This window comes from Mesorhizobium sp. WSM3879, assembly GCF_002294915.1.
In the GTDB taxonomy this organism is placed as follows: Bacteria; Pseudomonadota; Alphaproteobacteria; order Rhizobiales; family Rhizobiaceae; genus Mesorhizobium.
In genome coordinates, this window is sequence record NZ_NSFZ01000004.1 from 453,156 (window position 1) to 476,528 (window position 23,373).

General features: G+C 63.2%; 26 protein-coding genes and 1 pseudogene. 13 read left to right on the forward strand and 14 right to left on the reverse strand.

Annotated elements, in window-relative coordinates; genetic code table 11:
- Positions 1–33 precede the first annotated feature (33 nt).
- On the reverse strand, positions 34–846 hold the full coding sequence (locus CK218_RS12180) for a VOC family protein (protein WP_095827841.1): 813 nt from the start codon (positions 844–846) through the stop codon (positions 34–36).
- Positions 847–1,044: 198 nt separating this feature from the next.
- Here CK218_RS12180 and CK218_RS12185 point away from each other — a divergent pair, with 198 nt between their 5' ends.
- Complete coding sequence (locus CK218_RS12185) at positions 1,045–1,602, forward strand: alpha/beta hydrolase (protein WP_066995180.1); 558 nt, start codon at positions 1,045–1,047, stop codon at positions 1,600–1,602.
- 12 nt (positions 1,603–1,614) lie between these two features.
- Here the strand turns inward: CK218_RS12185 and CK218_RS12190 are convergent, their stop codons facing one another.
- On the reverse strand, positions 1,615–2,388 hold the full coding sequence (locus tag CK218_RS12190) for an HpcH/HpaI aldolase/citrate lyase family protein (RefSeq protein ID WP_095779612.1): 774 nt from the start codon (positions 2,386–2,388) through the stop codon (positions 1,615–1,617).
- Positions 2,389–2,488: 100 nt separating this feature from the next.
- Positions 2,489–2,809: a DUF1476 domain-containing protein gene (locus CK218_RS12195; RefSeq protein ID WP_066995175.1), complete on the reverse strand. Its 321-nt coding sequence runs from the start codon at positions 2,807–2,809 to the stop codon at positions 2,489–2,491.
- A 276-nt stretch (positions 2,810–3,085) separates the two neighbouring features.
- On the opposite strand from CK218_RS12195, the gene purC reads away from it, so the two are divergent.
- The 4 genes from purC (at position 3,086) to CK218_RS12215 (ending at position 5,432) form a co-directional block, all read left to right on the forward strand.
- The gene (purC, locus tag CK218_RS12200; protein ID WP_040969563.1) at positions 3,086–3,880 is read left to right on the forward strand and encodes a phosphoribosylaminoimidazolesuccinocarboxamide synthase; all 795 of its coding nucleotides are present in this window, start codon (positions 3,086–3,088) and stop codon (positions 3,878–3,880) included.
- Between the two features lie 67 nt (positions 3,881–3,947).
- Positions 3,948–4,187, forward strand: a complete 240-nt coding sequence (purS, locus tag CK218_RS12205) for a phosphoribosylformylglycinamidine synthase subunit PurS (RefSeq protein ID WP_066995172.1) — start codon at positions 3,948–3,950, stop codon at positions 4,185–4,187.
- A 110-nt stretch (positions 4,188–4,297) separates the two neighbouring features.
- Positions 4,298–4,966, forward strand: coding sequence for a phosphoribosylformylglycinamidine synthase subunit PurQ (purQ, locus tag CK218_RS12210; protein ID WP_067328327.1), 669 nt, complete (start codon positions 4,298–4,300; stop codon positions 4,964–4,966).
- Positions 4,967–5,021: 55 nt separating this feature from the next.
- Positions 5,022–5,432, forward strand: coding sequence for a hypothetical protein (locus CK218_RS12215; RefSeq protein ID WP_067328325.1), 411 nt, complete (start codon positions 5,022–5,024; stop codon positions 5,430–5,432).
- A gap of 157 nt (positions 5,433–5,589) precedes the next feature.
- On the opposite strand, the gene CK218_RS12220 is transcribed toward CK218_RS12215, so the two are convergent.
- A complete protein-coding gene (locus tag CK218_RS12220; RefSeq protein WP_095827990.1) occupies positions 5,590–5,832 on the reverse strand; it encodes a DUF1127 domain-containing protein in 243 nt (80 codons plus the stop codon).
- Between the two features lie 94 nt (positions 5,833–5,926).
- Here CK218_RS12220 and CK218_RS12225 point away from each other — a divergent pair, with 94 nt between their 5' ends.
- The 4 genes from CK218_RS12225 to CK218_RS12240 all read left to right on the forward strand — a co-directional run bounded on the left by CK218_RS12225 (position 5,927) and on the right by CK218_RS12240 (position 10,584).
- A complete protein-coding gene (locus CK218_RS12225) occupies positions 5,927–7,336 on the forward strand; it encodes a PLP-dependent aminotransferase family protein (protein ID WP_095827842.1) in 1,410 nt (469 codons plus the stop codon).
- A 154-nt stretch (positions 7,337–7,490) separates the two neighbouring features.
- Entirely contained in the window at positions 7,491–9,722 is a 2,232-nt protein-coding gene (gene purL, locus CK218_RS12230; protein WP_095827843.1) for a phosphoribosylformylglycinamidine synthase subunit PurL, read from the forward strand.
- Complete coding sequence (locus CK218_RS12235; RefSeq protein ID WP_095827844.1) at positions 9,719–10,243, forward strand: hypothetical protein; 525 nt, start codon at positions 9,719–9,721, stop codon at positions 10,241–10,243. Before purL ends, CK218_RS12235 begins: the two co-directional genes overlap by 4 nt.
- A 107-nt stretch (positions 10,244–10,350) precedes the next feature.
- The gene (locus CK218_RS12240) at positions 10,351–10,584 is read left to right on the forward strand and encodes a BolA family transcriptional regulator (protein ID WP_023674714.1); all 234 of its coding nucleotides are present in this window, start codon (positions 10,351–10,353) and stop codon (positions 10,582–10,584) included.
- A 19-nt stretch (positions 10,585–10,603) separates the two neighbouring features.
- Here the strand turns inward: CK218_RS12240 and CK218_RS12245 are convergent, their stop codons facing one another.
- Both CK218_RS12245 and CK218_RS12250 read right to left on the reverse strand, forming a co-directional pair.
- Positions 10,604–11,803, reverse strand: a complete 1,200-nt coding sequence (locus CK218_RS12245; protein WP_095779607.1) for a ZIP family metal transporter — start codon at positions 11,801–11,803, stop codon at positions 10,604–10,606.
- A complete protein-coding gene (locus CK218_RS12250; RefSeq protein WP_095827845.1) occupies positions 11,800–12,921 on the reverse strand; it encodes a multicopper oxidase domain-containing protein in 1,122 nt (373 codons plus the stop codon). The genes CK218_RS12245 and CK218_RS12250 overlap by 4 nt, the downstream gene beginning before the upstream one ends.
- A 292-nt stretch (positions 12,922–13,213) precedes the next feature.
- Here CK218_RS12250 and grxD point away from each other — a divergent pair, with 292 nt between their 5' ends.
- Both grxD and CK218_RS12260 read left to right on the forward strand, forming a co-directional pair.
- Positions 13,214–13,549, forward strand: coding sequence for a Grx4 family monothiol glutaredoxin (grxD, locus tag CK218_RS12255; protein ID WP_066995148.1), 336 nt, complete (start codon positions 13,214–13,216; stop codon positions 13,547–13,549).
- Positions 13,550–13,741: 192 nt separating this feature from the next.
- Positions 13,742–14,941, forward strand: a complete 1,200-nt coding sequence (locus CK218_RS12260; protein ID WP_179294500.1) for a multidrug effflux MFS transporter — start codon at positions 13,742–13,744, stop codon at positions 14,939–14,941.
- 23 nt (positions 14,942–14,964) lie between these two features.
- On the opposite strand, the gene CK218_RS12265 is transcribed toward CK218_RS12260, so the two are convergent.
- From CK218_RS12265 to CK218_RS12300, 8 genes are all read right to left on the reverse strand, one after another.
- On the reverse strand, positions 14,965–15,375 hold the full coding sequence (locus tag CK218_RS12265) for a hypothetical protein (protein WP_095827847.1): 411 nt from the start codon (positions 15,373–15,375) through the stop codon (positions 14,965–14,967).
- A 78-nt stretch (positions 15,376–15,453) separates the two neighbouring features.
- Entirely contained in the window at positions 15,454–16,281 is an 828-nt protein-coding gene (locus CK218_RS12270) for an inositol monophosphatase family protein (protein ID WP_095827848.1), read from the reverse strand.
- Complete coding sequence (gene ttcA / locus CK218_RS12275) at positions 16,271–17,167, reverse strand: tRNA 2-thiocytidine(32) synthetase TtcA (protein ID WP_095827849.1); 897 nt, start codon at positions 17,165–17,167, stop codon at positions 16,271–16,273. Before ttcA ends, CK218_RS12270 begins: the two co-directional genes overlap by 11 nt.
- Before the next feature lie 187 nt (positions 17,168–17,354).
- Positions 17,355–17,972, reverse strand: coding sequence for a 30S ribosomal protein S4 (rpsD, locus tag CK218_RS12280; RefSeq protein ID WP_066995136.1), 618 nt, complete (start codon positions 17,970–17,972; stop codon positions 17,355–17,357).
- A 404-nt stretch (positions 17,973–18,376) separates the two neighbouring features.
- Positions 18,377–18,559, reverse strand: coding sequence for a DUF3008 family protein (locus tag CK218_RS12285; protein ID WP_066995133.1), 183 nt, complete (start codon positions 18,557–18,559; stop codon positions 18,377–18,379).
- Between the two features lie 59 nt (positions 18,560–18,618).
- Complete coding sequence (murI, locus tag CK218_RS12290; RefSeq protein WP_095827850.1) at positions 18,619–19,419, reverse strand: glutamate racemase; 801 nt, start codon at positions 19,417–19,419, stop codon at positions 18,619–18,621.
- 106 nt (positions 19,420–19,525) lie between these two features.
- Positions 19,526–20,140, reverse strand: a complete 615-nt coding sequence (locus tag CK218_RS30590; RefSeq protein WP_179293651.1) for a DUF805 domain-containing protein — start codon at positions 20,138–20,140, stop codon at positions 19,526–19,528.
- 79 nt (positions 20,141–20,219) lie between these two features.
- The gene (locus CK218_RS12300; RefSeq protein ID WP_095827851.1) at positions 20,220–21,059 is read right to left on the reverse strand and encodes an RNA methyltransferase; all 840 of its coding nucleotides are present in this window, start codon (positions 21,057–21,059) and stop codon (positions 20,220–20,222) included.
- A 203-nt stretch (positions 21,060–21,262) separates the two neighbouring features.
- On the opposite strand from CK218_RS12300, the gene CK218_RS12305 reads away from it, so the two are divergent.
- Positions 21,263–22,474, forward strand: a complete 1,212-nt coding sequence (locus CK218_RS12305; protein WP_095800849.1) for an NADP-dependent isocitrate dehydrogenase — start codon at positions 21,263–21,265, stop codon at positions 22,472–22,474.
- Between the two features lie 744 nt (positions 22,475–23,218).
- Positions 23,219–23,335: pseudogene (locus CK218_RS31470) on the forward strand (glutathione S-transferase N-terminal domain-containing protein); the annotation flags it as partial.
- Positions 23,336–23,373: the final 38 nt, after the last annotated feature.

Consider the following 23,373-nt stretch of genomic DNA (forward strand, 5'->3'; position numbering starts at 1 on the left):
GGGGGAAGGCCCGCTAGTGTCGCGCAGCCCTAGTCAAGCCTTGCCAGGCACCGTCCTGATCACCGTGCCCCAGGGATCTTCACGCGTCGTCTCGGCCTTCACGTTATCCGAGCGCATTTCGACCCAGGCGAGGCCCGAGCGAGAGGGATCGCGGCGGCCGGCGCCGGCGCTGCGCCAGGAATTGGCACCGATATGGTGGTGGTAGTGGCCGGAGGACAGGAACACAGCCTGACCGCCATATTTGGCGACCGTGTCGAAGCCGAATTCGTCATGCCACCACGCTTCGGCGTCTTCCGGACGCCCGACGCGCAGGTGGACGTGGCCGACAATGGTGTTTTCCGGCGCTCCCTGCCAGCCGGCATCACCGACGGGCACGCTGGCGACGACCGCGGGGAGGTTCAGCCGCTCGGTCGACATTGCGATCTTGTCGCCGTTCCATTTCCAATCCTGCGGACGGCGATCGGCGTAGATCTCGATGCCGTTGTCTTCAGGGTCGGTGAGGTAGAGCGCCTCGCTGACCAGATGGTCCGAAGCGCCTTCGATGCTTATCCGGTTGGCAGCGGCGTAGCTGATCCACCGGCCAAGATCGGCGCGCGATGGCAGCAGGAAGGCAGTATGGAACAGGCCGGCGCTGCGTGGGTCGTCAGGCTTCGCCGAGGCATCCTGCTCCAGCACCAGCAGCGGGCGTCCCGCGGCACCGAGGGTGATCGCGCCATCGGCGCGGCTCAACTCCTGCAGGCCGACGACGGCGCGATAATAGGCGGCAAGGTTTTCGGCATCGCGCGCCCTCAATCCGACACGCGCGACGCTGACCGGGGTGGTCGCGGCAAAAGGCAGTTCGCTCATCACACTCTCCGTTCGGGCGCCGATCTCACGAAGGGCAGTCGCGCCGACGTTTATTAGTCATTCCTGTTCCCCCTCCAGATCGTTCATCGCCATCGTTCACACAAGGTTGAAAGAATCGAACACGTTGTTCACCTTTATGATGCCACTGCGTCCCACCGGCCGGTTGCATCAGACAAGGGTGCTCGCTACATCGGCGCCATGAAAGTCAAGGACGCCGATATTCTCATCATACCGGGCTACACCAATTCCGGGCCCGAGCACTGGCAGACCCGCTGGCAGTCGAAGCTATCGACAGCGCGCCGGGTCGAGCAGGCCGAGTGGACGAAACCCGTGCGCGAGGACTGGACGGCAAGTGTAGCGAAAGCTGTCAACGAGGCCGAGCGGCCGGTCGTCATCGTCGCGCATTCGCTGGGGGTGGCGGCGGCGGTGCAGGCGATCCCGCAATTCCAGAAGCCGGTCGCGGGAGCCTTCTTCGTGGCGCCGCCTGATGTCGCCAATCCGGAGATCAGGCCGAGGCACCTGATGACCTTCGGGCCCTATTCGCGCGAGCCCCTGCCCTTTCCGTCGATCGTGATCGCCAGCCGCAACGACCCGTTCTGCGCCTTTGAGGTTGCCGAGGACATCGCCGCCGCCTGGGGTTCGCTGTTCATCGACGCCGGCGACGCCGGCCATCTCAACCAGGACGCGGGCTTCGGCCCCTGGCCGGAGGGATCGATGACTTTCGCCAAGTTCCTGACGGAACTGAAGGAGCCTTGAAACGCCGGCGCCTCAGGCGCCGATCGAATCCCGCATGCTCTTCAGCAGCGTCCTGGCTCCGAGCGAGATCAGCGTGTGGTCAGAACCCATGGCGAGCAGCCGATAGCCCATCGACACGACGCGGCCGGCAACGGCCGGCTCGATGACATAGATCGCGGCGTGCTTGCCGGCCTTGCGCGTCCGCTCGGCGATCGAGGCGACCGTCTCCATCATGCTTTCCAACGTCGAATTGACGGTGGTGCCGTTCGACCAGGCGATCGAGAAATCCGACGGCCCGACGAAGATGCCATCTATGCCGGGCGTCTCGAGGATCCCATCCAGCGCCTCGAACGCCGCACGCGTCTCGACCATGGCAAAGGCCATGGTGCGCTGGTTCGAGTCGCGCAGCCACTCGGCATGGTCACCCTTCCCATGGCGCGGGAAGGCATAGGTCGGGCCCCAGGAACGCTCGCCCATCGGCGGATACTTCATCGCTGCGGCGAACTGCCTGGCGTCGTCCACGGAATTGACCATCGGCGCGATCACCGCCTCGGCGCCGAAATCGAGCGCCCGGCTCGCCATGTCGAAGCGCCCGACCGGGATGCGCACCAGCGCCGGCTTATTGGCGGCAAGCACCGGCACCAGGCCCCGCAGCACGCTGTCCTCGTGGTGGCCGCCATGCTGCATGTCGAGGGTAACGGCATCAAAGCCCTGCTTGGCGATGATTTCTACCGTCAGCGCGTCCGGCACGCCGGACCAGGCGGTGAACAGCGTTTCGTCGGCGGCCAGGCGGGACTTGAGCGACATCGGAACTTCCTTGGTAACGATCCGCAGTCTCAGCCGGAAACGGCGGCAAGGCAAAGAAAACCGCCCGGCTGAGCCGGGCGGTCGATTGGTCCAACGATTTTTACGTGTTCTTGACCTGCTCGATCGCCTGCGCCATCAGCTCGTCCATGGTGCGGCGGATCTGATGGTCCGACTGGTTGACGCCCGCGGCGTCGAAGTCCTCGCGGATCTTGCGGAAGACGTCATGGTCGCCGGCCTCCTCGATGTCGGAGACGACTACCGCTTTGGCATAGGCCTCGGCATCGGCTCCGCTCTTGCCCAGCTTTTCGGCGGCCCACAGGCCGAGCGCTCTGTTGCGGCGCGCCGAGGCCTTGAAGCGGAGCTCCTCGTCGAAGACGAATTTGCGCTCGAAGCCCTCTTCGCGGTCTTTCATGCTGCTCATGCGTCCCTCCGATCAAATCGATTCGCTTGGCTATGAATATGTGTGCTTACCCAGCACAAACCAAAAGGTCGCGGGCCGGTCAATATGCAACGTCCCATGCTGCGCTGCGGCATTTCGGTTCCGAAAGCGGTTGATCGGCTGGATTTGCCGATTGAGCAAACATTACGATTGCTATAGACACCGGCATTGAACGCACCCGTCGCCACAACTAATTTAGGCAGACGGACAGGTACTCGGTCGCTTGCCGCCTGCCCGCCAATCCAGAGAAAAAATCAGATGAAAAATCGCCGCCGCATTTACGAAGGCAAGGCCAAGATCCTCTATGAAGGACCTGAGCCCGGGACGCTGATCCAGTTCTTCAAGGATGACGCCACCGCCTTCAACAAGAAGAAACATGAGGTGGTCGACGGCAAGGGCGTGCTCAACAACCGCATCTCCGAGCACATTTTCAATCACCTCAATCGTATGGGCATCCCGACCCATTTCATCCGCCGGCTGAACATGCGCGAGCAGCTGATCAAGGAAGTCGAGATCATCCCGCTCGAGGTGGTGGTGCGCAACGTCGCCGCCGGCTCGCTGGCAAAGCGCCTGGGCATCGAGGAAGGCACGGTTCTGCCGCGCTCGATCATCGAATTCTACTACAAGGCCGATGCGCTGGACGACCCGATGGTGTCGGAAGAGCACATCACCGCCTTCGGCTGGGCGAGCCCGCAGGAGATCGACGACATCATGGCGCTGGCTATCCGCGTCAATGACTTCCTCTCCGGCCTGTTCCTGGGCGTCGGCATCCAGCTTGTCGACTTCAAGATCGAATGCGGGCGCCTGTTCGAGGGCGACATGATGCGCATCGTCGTCGCCGACGAGATCTCGCCGGATTCCTGCCGGCTGTGGGACGTCGCCACCCAGGACAAGCTCGACAAGGACCGCTTTCGCCGCGACATGGGCGGCCTGGTCGAGGCCTACCAGGAAGTTGCCCGCCGCCTCGGCATCATGAACGAGAACGAGCCGCCGCGCCCGACAGGCCCGGTGCTCGTTGCCTCTTCCGAGCCCTCGAAGAGCACGAAGCACTGACTGCCAGCGCGGGCCTGCCGGAAACGGCGTGCCCGCCCTCCGCACTACCGATCACTCAGGAGTATCGATGAAAGCCCGCGTCACCGTCACCCTCAAGAACGGAGTTCTCGACCCGCAGGGCAAGGCGATCGAGCACGCGCTCTCAGGGCTGGGCTTCGACGGCGTCGGCCAGGTGCGGCAGGGCAAGGTCTTCGACATCGAGCTCACCGGAACCGACAAGGCCAAGGCCGAGGCCGACCTCAAGGCAATGTGCGACAAGCTTCTGGCGAACACGGTGATTGAGAATTATAGTGTGGCCATTACCTGAGGTTGCAGCGCAGAGGTTATGCCTGAAGCCACCAGCGATTTGATGTACAGGCTCCTGAAGCGCGTGCATCACCAGCGAACTCGCCGAAAACCAGAGGCCCTACGACCCAAATGAAATCAGCCGTCGTCCTCCTGCCTGGGCTCAACCGTGACCGCGACATGATCGCAGCTCTGACCAAGATTTCCGGTCAGGCGCCGGCGACCGTCTGGCAAACCGACACCGAAATCCCGGACGTCGACCTGATCGCCATTCCCGGCGGCTTCTCCTTCGGCGACTATCTGCGCTGCGGGGCGATCGCCGCGCGCATGCCTGTGATGCGGGCAGTGGCCGAAAAGGCGGCCAAGGGCGTGATGGTGATCGGCGTCTGCAACGGCTTCCAGATCCTGGTCGAGGCGGGGCTGCTCCCCGGCGCCCTGATGCGCAACGCCTCGCTGAAATTCGTCTGCCGGCACGTGAAGCTCGAGATCGCCAACGCCAACACGATGTTTACCCGCGGCTATCAGCCCGGCCAGATCATTCGCTCACCGGTCGCGCATCACGACGGCAACTATTTCGCCGACGCCGAAACGCTGGCGCGCCTCGAAGGCGAAGGCCAGGTGGTGTTCCGCTATGCCGAAGGCACCAATCCCAACGGCTCGATCAACGACATCGCCGGCATCGTCAGCGAGAAGGGCAATGTGCTCGGTCTGATGCCGCACCCGGAGAACCTGATCGAGGCGGCACACGGGGGCAGCGACGGCCGGGCGCTGTTCGAAGGCGCGCTTGGCATCGCCGCTTGATCCTTTCAGACGATTCCTTCAGACCATTCTTTCGGACCAACGGGGCGGCCTGACCATGAGACTGACGATTGCTCGCCTTGCTCTCCTGGCCGCCGCCGGATTTGCGCTCGCCTCTTGCCAGTCCGGCTCGAAGACCACGCCGCCCCCCTCTGGCAAGAGCGCTTCCCTGCTTGCCATGGAGCAGGTCGCCATCGCCGCTCACAAATGCTGGATCGCCAGCAAGGATCCGGCTTTCAAGCCCTATCAGATGGCCAACGAGCTCAACTCCTACAGCGGCACGCCGCGCTTCCTGCTCGTGCCCGCCAAGCACTATGGCGGCAAGCCGCTGCTGGTCGTGCAAGCACAAGGCAATTCCCGCAAGGTGGACGTGTTCGGGCCGTTGATGGCCGAACCGCTGGGCGCGCGCATAGGCTCCGACATCGCGCGCTGGCAGGCCGGCAATTCATCCTGCGCCGCTGCCGCGTGACTCGGCCGTAGCCCACTTCCTGCAAATGCAGGATTGACGGTCGGCTTTTCGCGCTCGTCAATCAACATACCATCGAAGCTCTGTTCGCGGTCGATGTATGCCCAAACCGCGCAGCGATTTGATATGCATTGCAACAATCAAGGGCGTCGCGACGCGCTTAGTCCCAGAACGGCCTGATACCTTCGCGATGGGCGTCGCAGCGCGAAATGCCGATGTCCTTGAGCTGCTCGTCGGTCATCTCCAAGAGCGCAAGGCGTCCGCGACGGCGTTCCAGCATTCGGTCGATTTGCCTGGCGATGGCACGAAGCACGAATACGACCCGGTCAACGAACCCGCGGCGCCCCGACGGGCGGCCGTGCAACTCGGCACTGTCATAACGGAATGTATCAATTGTATTCATCTTGCGATCAACCAATTCTATCAATTGTACTCTAGTTACCCGCGTTTTCATATCGATTGACTCGTCTCGCGATGCAATATAAAAAATTGTCACCATGACAAATTGGCTCCCAGACCTCGCTTCCGGTTCCGGCCCTCTCTATCAGCGCCTTGCTGACAGCATTGAGTCAGATATCGACAAGGGCGTCATCGATGCGGGTGCAAAACTGCCGCCGCAGCGCGACCTCGCCTACGACATTGGCACTACGGTCGGCACGGTCGGCCGGGCCTATCAGTTGCTGCGCGAGCGCGGCTTGGTGAGTGGGGAGGTCGGGCGCGGCACCTATGTGCTCGCGCAACGCGCGGAGAGCCCCAAGCCCGAGCTGCAGCCCGCCGCGCTCGGAACGCGGCTCATCGACGCGCCGAGCGGCAAGCTGCGCTTCGACAGCACCGCCGCCCCCGATGTCGGGCAAGGCGCACTGATTGCCGAACTGCTGGCGCGGACGGCGGAGGAGCACCCTCACGACATTTCAAGCTATACCAGGGATTTCCCCGAGCGCTGGTTCGAGGCCGGCGGCCTTTGGCTCAAGCGCAATTCCTTCCACCCCTCGCCCGATTCGATCGTGCCGACACTTGGCACCCATGCGGCGGTGATGGCGGCGATCGCGGCGCTCACCACGCCTGGCGACACGATCGTCTTCGAGCATCTGACCTATTCGCAGATCTCGCGCAGCGCCGGTCTGATCGGGCGCCGTACCGCGCTGGTGTCGGCGGACGATGAAGGTCTCGATCCCGACGATCTCGAACGCGTCTGCGCCCAGAAACACCCGAAGATGATGTTCGTGATGCCGACAGCGAAGAACCCGACGCTGGTGACGCTGTCGGCGGAGCGGCGCAAGGCGATCGCGCGCATAGCGCGCGAGTACAATGTCGTCCTGATCGAGGATGATCTCTATGGCGAATTGACCGACGATCCGACGCCACTGCTCGCCGAATACGCCCCTGAGCGCACGATCGTCGCCGGCGGCCTGTCGAAGTCGGTCGCGGCCGGCGTGCGCGGGGGCTGGCTGTCCTGCCCGCCCGCCTACCGCCACCGCATCCGCGTGGCGCACAAGATGATGACCGGCGGGCTGCCCTTTCTGCTGGCGGAAGTCGGAACAAGGCTGGTGATGTCCGGCCAGGCCAGCGATATCCGCAAGCGCTGCATTGCAGAGATCCAAGCTCGTGTCCACGTCGTGCGCGAGACGCTGGTTGGCTTTGACTTCAAGGCACGGGACAATGTGCCCTTCGTCTGGCTCACCTTGCCGGATCCTTGGCTCTCAGGCACCTTCAAGAATGCCTGCCTTGCGCAGGGCGTGCTCATCGACGACGAGGATGAGTTCAAGGCCGGTCGTTCCGAACAAGTCTTCCACGGCGTCCGCTTCGGTGTCTCGCAACCCCGGCAAAGCAAGGATGTCGCCGGTGGCGTCGCGGTCATCCGCCGCCTGCTCGACGAGGGCCGCGCCGGCTACGACAGTTTTTCCTGACCTGTCCTTTCCTAAGCGCCTCGCGCTACCGGCCGGTGCCGGCGCAGCGGTTTTCCGGCGTTTTCGTTGTGCTTTGGGGGTGTATCGCTCGAACGCTTGCGATAAGAGGAGACTCAGAAAAAGCCCCCTCTCCGACGGATACCAATCGCCGCTCATGACCATATCCAATTCCGTGCCGATCACCCCCGAGCTCGTCGCCGCGCATGGGCTGAAGCCCGACGAATACCAGCGCATCCTCGATCTGGTTGGCCGCGAGCCGAGCTTCACCGAGCTCGGCATCTTCTCGGCGATGTGGAACGAGCACTGCTCCTACAAGTCTTCCAAGAAATGGCTGCGCACGCTTCCCACCAGCGGCCCGCAGGTTATCCAGGGGCCGGGCGAGAATGCCGGCGTGGTCGACATCGGCGACGGCGACTGCGTCGTCTTCAAGATGGAGAGCCACAACCACCCCTCCTATATCGAGCCCTATCAGGGAGCCGCGACCGGCGTCGGCGGCATCCTGCGCGATGTCTTCACCATGGGTGCCCGACCGGTTGCGGCGATGAACGCGTTGCGCTTCGGCGCGCCTGACCATCCCAAGACCCGGCACCTGGTTGCTGGAGTCGTTTCCGGTGTCGGCGGCTACGGCAATTCCTTCGGCGTGCCGACCGTCGGCGGCGAGGTCAATTTCGACGCCCGCTACAACGGCAACATCTTGGTCAACGCCTTCGCGGCCGGCCTCGCCAAAACCAACGCCATCTTCCTGTCGCAGGCCAAGGGCGTCGGCCTGCCGGTCGTCTATCTCGGCGCCAAGACCGGGCGCGATGGCGTCGGCGGCGCCACCATGGCCTCGGCCGAGTTCGACGACAAGATCGAGGAGAAGCGGCCGACCGTACAGGTTGGCGACCCTTTCACCGAAAAGTGCCTGCTGGAGGCCTGCCTCGAGCTGATGGCGTCGGGCGCGGTCATCGCCATCCAGGACATGGGTGCGGCCGGGCTCACCTGCTCGGCGGTCGAGATGGGCGCCAAGGGCGATCTCGGCATCGAGCTCGATCTCGACAAGGTGCCGGTGCGCGAGGAGCGCATGAGCGCCTACGAGATGATGCTGTCGGAAAGCCAGGAGCGCATGTTGATGGTGCTGCGCCCCGAGAAAGAGGAGGAAGCCGAGGCGATCTTCCGCAAATGGGGCCTCGACTTCGCCATCGTCGGGACGACCACCGACGACCTGCGCTTCCGCGTGCTGCACCATGGCGACGAGGTCGCCAACCTGCCGATCAAGGAACTGGGCGACCAGGCGCCGGAATATGATCGCCCCTGGGTCGAAACGAAGAAGCCGGCGCCGCTTGCAGCGAACGACGCGCCCAAGGCCGACGTCGCTGACGCGTTGCTCAAGATGCTGGGCGGGCCGGACCTCTCTTCGCGCCGCTGGGTGTGGGAGCAGTATGACACGCTGATCCAGGGCAATTCGCTGCAGCTCCCAGGCGGCGATGCCGGCGTGGTGCGCGTCGAAGGTCATCCAACCAAGGCGCTCGCCTTCTCTTCCGACGTCACGCCGCGCTATTGCGAGGCCGACCCGTATGAGGGCGGCAAGCAGGCCGTCGCCGAATGCTGGCGCAACCTGACGGCAACGGGCGCCCTGCCGCTTGCCGCCACCGACAATCTTAATTTCGGCAATCCGGAGCGGCCGGAGATCATGGGCCAGTTTGTCGGAGCGGTTAAGGGTATCGGCGACGCCTGTCGCGCGCTCGGCTTCCCGATCGTCTCCGGCAATGTCTCGCTCTACAACGAAACCAATGGCCGCGGCATCCTGCCGACGCCGACCATCGGCGGCGTCGGGCTGATCGCCGATTGGTCGAAGATGGCCCGCGTCGGCTTTGCCGCCGAGGGCCAGATGATCGTGCTGGTCGGCGCGCCGCCGACATGGGGCAGCCATCTCGGCCAGTCCGTCTATATGCGCGACATCCACGGCCGCGCCGACGGTTCGCCGCCGCCCGTCGACCTCGAACATGAAAAGCGCGTCGGCGACCATGTGCGCGCGCTGATCGCTTCCGGCATCGTGACTGCCGCGCACGATGTCTCCGACGGCGGCCTTGCCGTGGCGCTGGCCGAAATGGCGATGGCATCCGGCATCGGCGCCACCATTCCCGGCCTCACCGGCACCGATCCGATCCCGGTCTGGTTCGGCGAGGACCAAGGACGTTATCTCCTGACCTTGTCGATCGACCCGCAAAGCGGCGAATGGGACAGGATCCGCGCGGAGCAGGGCAAGCTCGGCATCTTCGCGCCGTGGATCGGCACGACCGGTGGCGACACGCTGAAGCTCGGCGAGGCGCGTGCCGTTCCGGTCAGCGAATTGACCGCCGCCCATGAGGGCTGGTTCCCGCGCTTCATGGATCAGGCCATTTGACCAGGCTGGCGGTCCGGGCGCTGCTTGCAGCGGTTTTCTGGCCGTCGCTGTTCTTTTTCTGGTTCCTCGGCCCGTTCGTCTTTCTGCTGCTGTCGACGACCTCGAGCGAGGTCTGTCCAAGGCTCGAAACGCGAGCCGAGTTCCTTGCTGCGGCGAACGGCGCAATTCCGTTGCTGGCCGCTCAGGACCTCGTCTACGCCATTCCTGTTTTGTGCCTGGTGCTGTGGCAGCGCCTTTTGCCGGAGCCGGCTCGGGCAAGGCATATCGTCACTTGCGTCAAGCTCTTCGCCATTGCAACTGCCATCGGAGCGCTTTGGGCGTATGGTTCTTCGCTTATGTGCGATGGCTACGGCCGGCCGTTTTTCTCCCCGGTCTGGCAGTGGACGAGCTACTTGCCGATGGTCGGCATCGCGATAAACGTGCCGCTCTACGTGCTGACCTTCAGCCTCGGTCGCGCCTACTCGACGCGCGAGGATGTGTCCGCCGGCGACGCGGCTCAGCCGGGTCGGAATATCCCGTGAAGCCTCGGTCACGGATGGAACGGCTTCAATCCGGACCGGAAAGGCTCTACGCTTATCCCCGACTCTCATCGCACGGGCTGCGCCCGCTCGAAAACAGGATTTCTGCCATGGCAATGGATGCGCACGACATCGAACGGCTGATCAAGGAAGGCATTCCGGACGCCAAGGTGACGATTCGCGATCTGGCTGGTGACGGCGACCACTACGCTGCCGAAGTGGTGGCCGAGAGCTTCCGCGGCAAAAGCCGCGTCCAGCAGCACCAGATGGTCTATGACGCGTTGAAAGGCAATATGGGCGGCGTGCTGCATGCGCTCGCCCTGCAGACCAGCGTTCCGGACTGAGTGTTGACGCCGCGGTTGTTCAGATCTTTACCAGCATCGCCGTGAGGTACATGAAGCCGACCCCGGCTGTCAGCCCGGCCATCGCAGCCGGTGCGAGCAAGGCGCGCGAGCCATCGGGGCGCTGGCGAAGCTGCAGCGAAACCATCTCGACGATCACTTGCAGGATCGCTCCGGCGCCGATCGCCAGCGCCAGCGCCGACCATTGTGGCGCATAGGCGAGGCTGCCGATCCATAGGCCGACGACGGCCGGACCTCCCGCGAGCAGCGTCAACATGGCGAAGGTCCTGAGCGGCGGTCGCTGCTTCAGGATCGGGGCGGCGATGGCGATGCCTTCGGTGATGTTGTGCAAGGTGAAGCCAAGCACCAGGAACGTGCCGAGCCCGGCTGCGCCGGAGACGAAGGCGGCGCCGATCGCCAGCCCTTCGCCGAGATTGTGCAGGCCGATGCCGAGTGCGATGAAGGTGGCAAGCGCCAGCCCGGTCGGTGTCCCGCTGCGCCGGCCTGCCGCCATGAGCAGAAGGAAGCTGGCGGTGGCTGCGAGCACGATCATGGTCGACCCCTGGAACAGGGCGGCTGCTTCGCCGGCCAGTTCGAACGCGTCCTCGAGCGTGTCGACGAAAAGGAAGGCGAGCAGACCGACGGTCATCGACAGGAGAAAGTCCATGCCGTTCCGCCCGACCCCGCGTAGTGCCGGATAGAACATCAGGCCGATCGCCACGGGCAGGATGCCGACAAAGCCGCCGAGCACCGCTTGCGCGGCAAAGCTAGGTGAACTGCGCGTCGGTGTGGGTACGGCGACGGCGATATCGTGCCCGAATGTTGTCCCGGTACTGGTTACGACATTGATCGCATGCGCCTCCCCCAGCACCCAGGGGTATGGCAGGCTGATCCATGCCGTTGCGCCGCGCGCGATCGGGCCCGGCGGATCCTGCGTGAACTGCCAGTAAGCGTCGTCGACCTGGACCTGGGCGATCGTCATCGGTTCCGACCCGCCCGCCCGCACGAGGATTCGAATGCCGTCGTTTCCGATAATCGTCCGCTCGAAGGTCAGGTTCTCGACCGGCGGCGCGCCGTTGCGAAAGCTCGCCAACGGGTCGGAAGAGACCATCCACGCAACCGCGAGCCCGAGCACGGCAAACGGCAGTACGATCCATAGCAGAGAGAGCCAGCGCGGCCGACCGGCCTGTGTATCCCGGGAGGTGCGACTGACATCGGTCACGACAAGGCCTCCACGACGTCGAACATGCCCGACCAGCCGAGTTCCGTAAACTCCGACTGGTGGGGATGGAACATGTAGAGGCCTGGCTCGTGCTCCCTGAAATGGAACTCGAGGATACCGCGCTCGGCCTGGCACTGGGTGATCAGATCGACGGTCCTGAGTGTCGGCGTCAGCGTCGTGCCCTGATTGTAGTAGTCGAAGAAATTGGCATGCAGATGGAAGGAGTTGATCGGGTCGAACTCGACCACGTTGACGAGATAGATCCGGACAGGCTTGTCCTTCAGCACCCGTATCGGCTTCTTCGCGTAGGCATGGGCGATGGTGTTGACGGCATAGACCTCGTTCTCGTTGTCGAAATTGGTGTCGAAGGCGTTCATCACCATTACGAATTCCTGCCAGCCGGCATTCTCCGGCGTGCCGAGCAGGCGCGAGCGGGCGACCGTCTCGTGCTCCGGATGCCTGGCGGGATCGGGATCGATGATGAAGGCGCCGTACATACCTTTCTGGATGTGCCGCTTCAGCGGCAGCGCATGGCAATGATAGAGGTGGCAGCCGAACGGCCTGGCGTCGAACTCGTACACGAACTCCTCGCCCGGCCCGATCAGACCGGCGCCGGGAACGCCGTCCATCCGTGCTGCATGAATGCCGTGGAAATGCATGGAATGCGGATGCGAGCCGTTGTTGCGGAAGACGATCTTCAAGCGATCGCCTTCGGTGGCCCGCAGCGTCGGCCCCGGCACGCGGCCATTGTAGGTCCAGGCGGGGAACAGGATGCCGGGCGCGATCTCGATCTCCTTGTCCTCGGCCGTGACCTCGAAGCTGCGCAGTGTCCGCCCGTCCGGCAGCGTCGACACCGTCCCGGTCTCCCAGTCGCTCAGCAGCTTCACCGGATCGAAACCGTTGCGGCCATCCTCGACCTCGCCGACGGTGATCATCGCCCCATGCGCGGACAGGTGCGCCGGCTGCGGCTCGGCCGCCGCTGGCGTTCCGTGACCGGCGTGGTCGGTCTGCCCGCGCGCCGCGGTCGCCATCACCGCCGTGCCGCCGGCCGCCAGGCCACCGGCCAGAAGCAGCCTTCGATCGAGCTTTTGTTCCAGCAGCGATTTCGTTTCGCGCATATCCGCGTTCCTCCAAGGCACCGGCAAGGATAGCGCATGCTTCAAGATTTAGCTATAGCTATAATTCCGGCGCGTGCGCACCTGGGAAACCGTCAGCGGCACCGGGACAAGAGAACCGGCCTGCCGGCCCGCTTGTGGGAAGAGTTCCGGCTGGCGGATTTGGCCCAATGGCGGACCAAAGCTTTGCGCCATTTCGGGTGCGTCGCGGCTAACGTCTTGTTTCAGCCAACCTATGGGTTTATTTGATGGACATGCTTCGAGCCTGACTCCCACAGGCGTGAAAGGATTCCCCATGAGCGGCATCAACGACTACATCGACAGCGAAGTGAAGAGCAACGACGTCGTGCTCTTCATGAAGGGCACCCCCGGCTTCCCGCAGTGCGGGTTCTCCGGCCAGGTGGTGCAGATCCTCGACTATGTCGGGGTCGACTACAAAGGCGTGAACGTGCTGACCTCGGCCGAGCTGCGCCAGGGCATCAAGGACTATTCCAACTGGCCGACCATTCCGCAGCTCTACGTCAAGGGCGAGTTCGTCGGCGGTTGCGACATCGTGCGCGAGATGTTCCAGGCCGGCGAGCTGCAGGATTTCCTGGTCGAAAAAGGCGTCAGCGTCAAAGGCGCCGCCTGATTTGAGCTTGCGCTGGCCGGCCCAGCCGGCTGCGCCGTGACATCCGGGGCCGCCCCACCTCGGCACTTTGGCTTTCGAACTCGAGAACGAGACGAATTGATGCGCCGGTCGACCGGCGCGTGTTCGTTTGATTGATCGGATTTTGCCGTGGACAATCAGGCACTAGCGCAGCAGTCGGCAAAAAGCTTACCCATTCCGCGCTGGGAATTCATTGCGCTCTGCGCGGCGCTGATGGCGCTCAATTCGCTCGCCATCGACATCATGCTGCCGGCACTGCAGCAGATCGGCGCCTCGCTCGGCGTCGAGAATGAAAACCACCGCCAGTATGTGATCACAGCCTACATCCTTGGCTTCGGCACCGGTCAGCTCTTCTTCGGTCCGGTTTCCGATCGTTTCGGCCGCCGTGCGCCGCTGGTCGCCGGCCTGATCATCTATGTGGCGGCGGTAGCGGCCGCTGCTGTTGCTCCGACCTTTGCCACCCTGCTCGCCTGCCGTGTCGTGCAAGGCATCGGCGCGGCGGCCACCCGCGTCATCGCTGTCTCCATCGTGCGCGACACCTTCGAGGGCCGCCGCATGGCCGAGGTCATGTCGCTGATCTTCATGGTGTTCATGGCGATACCGGTCGTCGCGCCCGGCATCGGCCAGTTCATCATGCTTTTCGCCACCTGGCACTGGATCTTCGTCACCATGGCGGTCGGCGCGCTGATCGTGTCGGCATGGTCACTGTTGCGCTTGCCGGAGACGCTGCATCCGGAATACCGGCGGCCCTTAACCGTCAACGCCGTCGTCGGCGGCTTCCGCATCGTGCTCACCAACCGCATCGCGCTTTGCTATGCCTTTGCCAGCACCTTCATCTTCGGCGCCATGTTCGGCTTCATCAATTCCGCGCAGCAGATCTATCTCGAAGTCTTCCATGTCGGCGAGCTGTTTCCGCTGATCTTCGCCGGCGTCGCGGGCGTGCTCGCCTTCTCGAACTTCCTCAACGCGCGGCTCGTCGGCAAGGTCGGCATGCGGCGCCTGTCGCAGAGCGCGCTGCTGCTCTTCCTCGCCATCAGCCTGGTCTGGCTCGTCGTCTCGCTCAAGATCGAGATGCCGCTCTGGCTGTTCATCGCCTTCTTTGCCGGCGCGATGGTTCCATTTGGCTGTCTCGGCGCGAATTTCAACGCGCTTGCGATGGAGCCGCTCGGCGAGCTTGCCGGCACGGCGTCCTCCATCCTCGGCTTCATGCAGACCTTTCTCGGCGGCCTGCTCGGAACGCTGATAGGCCAGGCCTATAACGGCACGGTCACGCCATTGGCCGCCGGCTTCTGCAGCGTTTCCCTCGCCGCCCTGCTGATGATCCTGATCGCCGAGCGCGGAAGGCTGTTCCAGCCCCACAATCCGCCGGTGTGAGACCCTCGCCTACGGCCACCCGCTCAGGATTTTCGTTCAAGCGCAACCGTGAAGCGGGGCGAAAGTATGCGCCCTGCGATCGCCTCGCCCATGCTCTCGGTAAAGGGTAACGGCAGGGCCTTATCGAGAGCCTCGAGGACTGAGGCAACGAAGGTTCTGTTCAATGCATCGTTCGATCCGAGTGCGGAGAAGGTCGCGCGCGGCTTGCCAATGAGCGTTCCGTCTCGGCGGAGCGAGAACCGCAGGGTCAAGGACAGGCCGGCAGTTCCGTGAGGCGGCCGCCAGCAGGCGTAAATGGCAGCCGACATTTCCGCTATGGAGTTAACGGGATCGCGACTGCCGCAGGCGCGCTCCCGTGCCGCTGCTTCGTCAGCACCCGTGATCGTCACGGTGATGGCGAGAGCCAGAGCGACCATCGCGGACTGGGTGCCCATTCACATCTCCGGATTTGCGTGAGGTCATAGGTCGACATCTTCCAGCCGACCGGCTGGCCCTCGCTGGCGCAATCGATCCTATTCCGCCCAGAGCTCGCGCCGCAGTTCGTTCCAGCTATCCTTGTCTGGCGCAACCAACAACCCGCCGTCGACATGCGACGGCAGATAGGCATCGCCGTCGATCCGCGCCGCATAACCACCGGCCTCCTGATGGATCAAGACGCCGGCCAGATGGTCCCATGGCATCAGCTTGTTGTAGACGACGAAATGCGCATGGCCGCTCGCCAGCAGCCGGTATTCGTGCGCGGCGCAACGATAGCCGAACTGCGACAGCGCCTTTGTGTGGTTGCGAGCGAGCCGCGAGCGCCCCGGTTCCTTCAGATACTGCCACGAGATCGCGCCGGTCATCTCGGAGATCGGCACCGGCTCGGCGACCCGCACCCTCTCCAGCGCGCCATGTGCGTGGCGGATATGGCTGCCCGCCCCCTTGGCGCCGATCAGCCAGTCGTTGCCGACCGGATCGTGGATGATGCCGGCAACCGTCTCGCCGTTGACCACGACGCCCAGCATGACGCCGAACAGCGGCACACCGGAGGCGAAGTTGAAGGTGCCGTCGACCGGATCGATGACGAAGGCGAGTTCGGCATCGCCGAGCCCTTTGAGCAAGGCCGGATTGTCGGAACAGGCCTCCTCGCCGACGATCATCGCTGAAGGGTAACGCTCGCGCAGCCTGGCAGTGATCAGCCTTTCGGCGTTGACGTCCGCCTCCGTCACCAGATCGGCGGCCGAAGTCTTCTGGCGAACATCGCCCTCGCCCAATCGGCGGAAGCGCGGCATGATTTCGGCCTTGGCTGCGTCAGCTAGAAGCTCGGCCAGCCAGTCGATCGCTTGCATGTCAAACGTCATCGGAAATGTCTTTTCCCATGGTAAGGCGCGCATCGAGCGCGGCGAAGTCGAACAGTTTTCGGTCGAGCAGATGCGAGGGTCGCACATTGGTCATCGCGCGGATCATCGTGTCCTTGCGGCCAGGCATACGCTTCTCGATATCGTCGAGCATCGCCTTCATGGCGTTGCGCTGCAGCCCTTCCTGGCTGCCGCAGAGATCGCACGGGATGATTGGGAACTTCAGTGCATTGGCGAATTTCTCGAGATCCGCCTCGGCGCAATAGGCGAGCGGGCGCAGAACCATGACGTCGCCCTCGTCATTGAGAAGCTTCGGCGGCATGGCGGCGAGACGCCCGCCATGGAAGAGGTTCATGAAAAAGGTTTCGAGGATGTCCTCCCGGTGGTGGCCGAGCACAAGCGCGGTGCAACCCTCCTCGCGGGCGATGCGATAGAGGTGGCCGCGCCTCAGCCGCGAGCAGAGCGAGCAATAGGTGCTGCCCTCGGGCAGCTTGTCGGTGACCACCGAATAGGTGTCCTGGTACTCGATGCGATGCGCAATGCCGTTGGCGCCGAGGTAGTCCGGCAGGATGTGCTTCGGGAAATTCGGCTGACCTTGGTCGAGATTGCAGGCAAGCAGCTCGACCGGCAGCAGCCCGCGCCATTTGAGATCGAGCAGCAAGGCAAGCAGGCCATAAGAATCCTTGCCGCCGGAGAGCGCCACCAGCCAGCGCTCGCCGGGTTTCACCATGGCGAAGTCTTCGATCGCTTGGCGCGTGAGCCGCAGCAGCCGCTTGCGCAGCTTGTTGAACTCGACCGAGGATGGCACGTCGCGGAACAACGGATGGAATCCGCCGTCCGGCTCGTCGGCGATCGGCTCAAGCGATTTGACGTTTGGCAGCATATTCATGGCGCAGGTGCCCGCGGTTCTGTTGCCGCTTCGCTTAGAGCATTTTGCAGCCAAGTGGAATCACTAGCCGTCGCGGAATTGCGGCTAAAAAAATGACCAGGGTGGAATTGCCGCCCTGGCCGACGCGACAAACAAAGAAAAGGCCGCCTCGAGGGCGGCCTTGGATGGGTGTCGCCGATTGGTCGGATCAGCGCGAATAGAATTCGACGACCAGGTTCGGTTCCATCTGGACGGCGAACGGAACATCCGCCAGGCCGGGAACGCGGTTGTAGGTCGCGGTCATCTTGTTGTGGTCGGCCTCGATATAGTCCGGCACGTCACGCTCGGCCAAGCCTACCGATTCCAGCACGATGACGAGCTGCTTCGACTTCTCGCGCACCTCGATGACGTCGCCCGGCTTGCAGCGGTACGAACCGATATTGGTGCGCTTGCCGTTGACGTTGACGTGGCCGTGGTTGACGAACTGGCGGGCCGCGAAGATGGTCGGCACGAACTTGGCGCGATAGACGATCGCGTCGAGACGCGACTCGAGCAGGCCGATCAGGTTCTCGGAGGTGTCGCCCTTGCGGCGGTTGGCCTCCTCATAGACCTTACGGAACTGCTTTTCCGAAACATCGCCATAGTGGCCCTTGAGCTTCTGCTTGGCGCGCAACTGCAGGCCGAAGTCGGAAAGCTTGCCCTTGCGGCGCTGGCCATGCTGGCCGGGACCGTATTCGCGCTTGTTGACCGGGGACTTCGGACGGCCCCAGATATTTTCGCCGAGACGGCGGTCGATCTTGTATTTCGCGGATTCGCGCTTGCTCATCGCATTCCCTTTCAAAACGATATACCCGGAACCCCTTGGCTCCGGGTGAAGGAAACGCGCCCTCCTCTGGCCTCCGTTTTCGAGGCCTGACAGGGTTTCCCACGCAACGCGACGGAAAACCCACGGGACACGTCAGTTCAACAAGACCGCCGACAGACTGGCTTCCGGTGAGGTCTTGCCCATGCAAAAGAAACCACCGGACGTCGCCGCCCGGTGTTGGTGGCCCTGTTAAACAGAGATTTAACCGGTGTCAAGCTCGTGTCGGCGACGCACCCTCAACCATTCTGCCGTCATGACGCCGGAGCCGGCGATGGCAGGCATTGGCATGGCCGCAAGCAGATCCGCCACGTCGTGGCATGCCGCGGTTTCCTATCCAGGCACCAACTTGAGAGCCAGGCAGGAGTTCATGACTTCTTGCTAGGCAGTCCCTTGCGTTTGGTCTCGGCGAACTCCTCGAGTTGCTTCTCGCTCATGGACTCGTACATCTCGCGCGAAGCACCCTTAAGCTCGGTTTTCTTGGTCTCGCCGCGCTTGGCCGAAAGGGCTGCGCCGGCTGCCTTCTGTTGGGCTTGCGATTTGGCTGGCATGCGATTTCTCCCTGTGCGGTAGTGGGAAGAGAAACGCTGCGGCGCTATCGCAGTTCCAGCTAGCGCGAGGTCAGCCCAAAGCCCTGGATGAGCCTGCGCGTGGCGAAATCCACCTTACCAGAGGTGAAGAGGGCGATATCGGGCTCGGTCTCGCCCGACGGTTCGCCGATAGGCTGCAGCAGCGACATGGCGCGCCGGGCAATGGCTTCCGCCGGATCGATCCAGTCGACCGGCCACGGAGCGGTCTTGCGCATGCGGTTGGCCAGGAACGGATAATGCGTGCAGGCGAGCACGACGATGTCGGTGCGCTGCCCGTCGTGCTCGATGAAGCAGGGCGCGATCTCGGCGCGCACGGCTTCCTCGTCGACAAAACCTTCGCGCATATAGATCTCGGCCAATGCGGCAAGCCTGTCGCTGCCGACGAGCCGGACATGGCATTTCTGCGCCCATTTGCTGATCAGGTCACGCGTGTACTGACGCTTAACCGTGCCCGGGGTCGCCAGCACCGAAACCAGGCCGGACCGCGTGCGCTCGGCCGCCGGCTTGATCGCGGGCACCGTTCCGACAAACAGATGACCGGGAAATTTTTCCCGCAGCGCATCGATCACCAGGGTCGAGGCGGTGTTGCAGGCGATCACTGAGATCGCCGGCTGCAGACGGTCGAGCAATTTGCCGAACAGGGCGAGTATGTGCTCCTTGAGCGCCGGCTCTTCCCATGCGCCGTAAGGAAAAGCCGCGTCGTCGGCGACATAGACGAAGCGCCGATCCGGCATCAGGACGCGCGCCTCGCGCAGCACCGTCAGTCCGCCGACACCGGAATCGAACATCAGGACCGGACGCTGGTTTGATCGATCGTTCATTGTCATCCGACTACAGGAAGAAGCTGACCCGAGATTTGGCCAACCGCGCTTCTATCCTGAACGATCATGGTCTTGAAGTGGCAGATGCCAGCAGCTTTTGCGCAACTCAGAGCCCCCGCTTGCCGAAGCCGGCGGGTCGCGCCCGGCCAAACGGCTGCGGCGCCGGCGCCGGCGCCGGACGCGCGGGTTGCGCAGCAGTCCGTGGCGCAGCTGGAGCGACGCTCGCTGTCGCCCTCGCGGGGAGCGCCTCCGCCGGCAACGAGCCTTCAAAGTCGAAAGCCTCGGTCAGCTCATCGATGTTGCTGCCGGCCACAGGCTTTGCCCACAGGATCGTGCACCAGAGGCCGAATATGGCAAGGCCGAGCAGGTTCAGGCCACCGGGCGCGCTCTCAGGATTGCCGAAATCGATGACCAGAAGCGTTCCGGCCTGCAGCAATCCATAGATGCCGGAAAAGGCGATATAGGACCAGAGAATCCAGCCTGAACCATCGGCATCGCGGCTGCGGCGCCATGCGATGTTGCAGCGCAGCGCGACGAAGACGAGCGACACAACAAGCGCGGCGCCGGCCAGGCTTTGCCGCGACGGACCCGGCATCGAATTGATCAATCCCGCGAAGCCGGTCGTTGCGGCAATGCAGAGCACGATCGTTACCGCTTCCGCTATGAACAGACCTAGCGAATAGAAGAAGAAATGCAGACGGCCAATATTGGACGTAAACATCTGCTGCCCCATCGTTTCGAGAACGATGAACCAAACCGCATAATATTCGGTTACCTTGAAGGTTCGGAGCTTACGGATTTTAACTTTCTTTGTCCGTTGTTCGCTTGCGCGTAGCCGGCGCCCGCCTCGGATCATCCCCCGGTGAGCCGTCGCCGCGCGGCATTGCCGGCGAAAACCTGTGGAGCGACGAGATGATGCCGCGCAGCACCTTCAACTCGGGCTCAGCGAATCCCGCCCGCGTCAGCACGGCGCGCAGATTGTCGACCATCTTAGGCCTCTTCTCTTCCGGGCGGAAATAGCCGCGCGCCTCGAGAGCGCCTTCGAGATAGGTGAACAGGCTGTGCAGCTGTTCCTTGGTCGCCGGAACGAGCTCCGGTCCGGCGAAGTTGGTCGCGGTCTCTTCGGCAAGGCCGGATTTCATCCATTCATAGGACATCAAAAGCACGGCCTGTGCGATGTTGAGCGAGGAGAAGCCGGGATCGACGGGAAAGGTGACGATCTCGTCAGCCAGGCCAACCTCTTCATTGTAGAGGCCAAAACGTTCACGGCCGAACAGAATTCCGGTGCGCAGCCCCGCCTGCTCGCGGGCCCGGAGCGCCCTGCCCGCATCCACCGGACCGCGCACCGGTTTGAAGCCGTCACGCTCGCGGGCGGTGGTGGCGAAGACGAAGTTGAGGTCGGCCACTGCCGAGGCAAGGTCGTCGAACACCGTTGTCGCATCGATGACGTGGTCGGCGCGGCTGGCGGCGGCACGCGCCTTCTCGCTCGGCCAGCCGTCGCGCGGATTGACCAGGCGCAGCTCCGAAAGGCCGAAATTCGCCATGGCGCGCGCGACCATGCCGATATTCTCGCCGAGCTGCGGCTCGACAAGGATGATCGCCGGTCCGGCGGTCTTGGCGGTGTCGTTTGCGGCTCGCATGGCTCTCCGTACATGGGGTTTGCGGCGTTTCGGCGTCCCCTGCCACATCCGGGCCTGAAAATGAAGCATTCACAAGCGCGACACCGGTCTGCGATCGGCTGATCGCGGTTTGCGCGCTCAAAAAGGCTTTGATATACGCTGCCCAACCTCGGCCGAAGCCACGGGCAAGGCCGTTCAGATCCCCAGCAACGAGGCATTTTTCCATGGCGAAGATCAAGGTGGCGAACCCGGTCGTCGAGCTCGACGGCGACGAGATGACCCGCATCATCTGGCAGTTCATCAAGGACAAGCTGATCCACCCCTATCTCGACATCAAGCTGGACTATTTCGATCTAGGGATCGAGAACCGGGACGCCACCAATGACCAGGTGACCGTCGACTCGGCCAACGCAATCAAGAAATACGGCGTCGGCGTGAAATGCGCGACGATCACGCCCGACGAGCAGCGCGTCGAGGAATTCAAGCTGAAGAAAATGTGGAAGTCGCCCAACGGCACCATCCGCAACATCCTCGGCGGCACCATCTTTCGCGAGCCGATCATCATGAAGAACGTGCCGCGCCTGGTGCCCGGCTGGACCAAGCCGATCGTCGTCGGCCGTCACGCCTTCGGCGACCAATACCGCGCCACCGACTTCCGCTTCCCGGGCAAGGGGAAGCTGACAATCAAATTCGTCGGCGAGGACGGCCAGGTGATCGAGCATGACGTCTTCGATGCGCCGGGCGCCGGCGTCGCCATGGCCATGTACAATCTCGACGAGTCGATCCGCGAATTCGCTCGCGCCTCGCTGAACTATGGCCTGCTGCGCAACTTCCCGGTCTATCTCTCGACCAAGAATACCATTCTCAAAGCCTATGACGGGCGCTTCAAGGACATCTTCCAGGAAGTCTACGAGAAGGAATTCGAGGCCGAGTTCAAGGCGAGAAAACTCTGGTACGAGCACCGCCTGATCGACGACATGGTCGCCTCCAGCCTGAAATGGTCGGGCGGCTATGTCTGGGCCTGCAAGAATTATGACGGCGACGTGCAATCCGACACCGTGGCGCAAGGCTTCGGCTCGCTCGGCCTGATGACCTCGGTGCTGATGACGCCGGACGGCAAGACCGTGGAAGCGGAAGCCGCCCACGGCACCGTCACCCGCCACTACCGCCAGCATCAGAAGGGCGAGGAAACCTCGACCAACTCGATCGCCTCGATCTTCGCCTGGACGCGTGGCTTGGCCCACCGCGCCAAGCTCGACGGCAATGCCGAGCTCAAGCGCTTTGCCGAGACGCTGGAAAAGGTCTGCATCCAGACCGTCGAGGGCGGCTTCATGACCAAGGACCTGTCGCTGCTGATCGGCCCCGACCAGCCCTGGCTGTCGACCACCGGCTTTCTCGACAAGATCGACGAGAACCTGCAGAAGGCGATGGGGTAAGAAGTGCCGAGCCTTGTCTGCCAGCGAAAGGGGTCGCCTTTGCGCTGGCAACAATGCCGACCTCTGCCAGGCTATTTTCAAGGTGCACGGGCTAAGCGGCCGGAGGAGCCGCTCCGTCTGGTCCAGCGATGAGCAAGCACCTCCTTACTACCCCAATGCCGCCACTTTGGATGCCGATGCCGAACCGATCCAACTTGCAGAAATAGCCAGACTGACATCTGTTCTTGCCACCAGCTTTTCGGTCAAGGATTGCTTCTGCCGTCTGGATCTCCGACCGCTCGGGTTCAGCCAACTCTTCGAAGCAAGCTGGATCTGGATGGACCTAAGGCGTCCAACGACGACCCCCTCCGGTTGGGAACGTGTTGGGGACGCAGCCAGCTTGGAGATGTGGGAACTTGCCTGGACGGATGGCGCAGGTTCCTCCAGCGGCCGTGTCTTTCCGACCGCAGTTCTGGCCGACCCTGCCATAGCCATCCTTGGCCGACGGACGGCCGACGGCTTCACCGCCGGCTGCATAGCCAATAGATCCGAGCTCGTGATCGGGTTGTCAAATGTCTTTGCCACGGATGGCAATTCGACCTATCGAGATGCTGTGCAAGCCGCAGCCAATACGTTTGCTGAAAGTCGCGCGCTGGTCGGGTATGAACGCGGCGGCGGGCTGGATGACGCACTGGACTGCGGCTTTCAGACCACCGGCCACGCTGCGCGTCTGGATACGGGACAGCCAAGCCAAAGAGGAATGAAGTGGCAAAGCCTCTTCTCTACGGCGCCCACTACAGCGTCTATGTCCGCATCGCGCGAATGGCGCTCAATCAAAAGGGCGTCGACTACGAGCTCGTCCCTCTCGACATCTTCACGGCCGAAAGGGCGTCAATTATCGGCTATTTCCTCAAGGTCGC

What these genes read in the sequence shown, in the direction of transcription:
- rpsD (WP_066995136.1), bottom strand. Translation starts at nt 17,972, where the DNA reads ATGAGCAAGCGCGAATCCGCGAAATACAAGATCGACCGCCGTCTCGGC.
- CK218_RS12270 (WP_095827848.1), bottom strand. Translation starts at nt 16,281, where the DNA reads ATGACGTTTGACATGCAAGCGATCGACTGGCTGGCCGAGCTTCTAGCT.
- CK218_RS12185 (WP_066995180.1), top strand. Translation starts at nt 1,045, where the DNA reads ATGAAAGTCAAGGACGCCGATATTCTCATCATACCGGGCTACACCAAT.
- CK218_RS12180 (WP_095827841.1), bottom strand. Translation starts at nt 846, where the DNA reads ATGAGCGAACTGCCTTTTGCCGCGACCACCCCGGTCAGCGTCGCGCGT.
- purQ (WP_067328327.1), top strand. Translation starts at nt 4,298, where the DNA reads ATGAAATCAGCCGTCGTCCTCCTGCCTGGGCTCAACCGTGACCGCGAC.
- CK218_RS30590 (WP_179293651.1), bottom strand. Translation starts at nt 20,140, where the DNA reads ATGTTTACGTCCAATATTGGCCGTCTGCATTTCTTCTTCTATTCGCTA.
- murI (WP_095827850.1), bottom strand. Translation starts at nt 19,419, where the DNA reads ATGAACGATCGATCAAACCAGCGTCCGGTCCTGATGTTCGATTCCGGT.
- CK218_RS12220 (WP_095827990.1), bottom strand. Translation starts at nt 5,832, where the DNA reads ATGAATACAATTGATACATTCCGTTATGACAGTGCCGAGTTGCACGGC.
- CK218_RS12305 (WP_095800849.1), top strand. Translation starts at nt 21,263, where the DNA reads ATGGCGAAGATCAAGGTGGCGAACCCGGTCGTCGAGCTCGACGGCGAC.
- CK218_RS12265 (WP_095827847.1), bottom strand. Translation starts at nt 15,375, where the DNA reads ATGGGCACCCAGTCCGCGATGGTCGCTCTGGCTCTCGCCATCACCGTG.
- ttcA (WP_095827849.1), bottom strand. Translation starts at nt 17,167, where the DNA reads ATGAATATGCTGCCAAACGTCAAATCGCTTGAGCCGATCGCCGACGAG.
- CK218_RS12225 (WP_095827842.1), top strand. Translation starts at nt 5,927, where the DNA reads ATGACAAATTGGCTCCCAGACCTCGCTTCCGGTTCCGGCCCTCTCTAT.
- CK218_RS12240 (WP_023674714.1), top strand. Translation starts at nt 10,351, where the DNA reads ATGGCAATGGATGCGCACGACATCGAACGGCTGATCAAGGAAGGCATT.
- CK218_RS12215 (WP_067328325.1), top strand. Translation starts at nt 5,022, where the DNA reads ATGAGACTGACGATTGCTCGCCTTGCTCTCCTGGCCGCCGCCGGATTT.
- CK218_RS12285 (WP_066995133.1), bottom strand. Translation starts at nt 18,559, where the DNA reads ATGCCAGCCAAATCGCAAGCCCAACAGAAGGCAGCCGGCGCAGCCCTT.
- CK218_RS12250 (WP_095827845.1), bottom strand. Translation starts at nt 12,921, where the DNA reads ATGCGCGAAACGAAATCGCTGCTGGAACAAAAGCTCGATCGAAGGCTG.
- CK218_RS12300 (WP_095827851.1), bottom strand. Translation starts at nt 21,059, where the DNA reads ATGCGAGCCGCAAACGACACCGCCAAGACCGCCGGACCGGCGATCATC.
- CK218_RS12190 (WP_095779612.1), bottom strand. Translation starts at nt 2,388, where the DNA reads ATGTCGCTCAAGTCCCGCCTGGCCGCCGACGAAACGCTGTTCACCGCC.
- purS (WP_066995172.1), top strand. Translation starts at nt 3,948, where the DNA reads ATGAAAGCCCGCGTCACCGTCACCCTCAAGAACGGAGTTCTCGACCCG.
- CK218_RS12195 (WP_066995175.1), bottom strand. Translation starts at nt 2,809, where the DNA reads ATGAGCAGCATGAAAGACCGCGAAGAGGGCTTCGAGCGCAAATTCGTC.
- purL (WP_095827843.1), top strand. Translation starts at nt 7,491, where the DNA reads ATGACCATATCCAATTCCGTGCCGATCACCCCCGAGCTCGTCGCCGCG.
- purC (WP_040969563.1), top strand. Translation starts at nt 3,086, where the DNA reads ATGAAAAATCGCCGCCGCATTTACGAAGGCAAGGCCAAGATCCTCTAT.
- grxD (WP_066995148.1), top strand. Translation starts at nt 13,214, where the DNA reads ATGAGCGGCATCAACGACTACATCGACAGCGAAGTGAAGAGCAACGAC.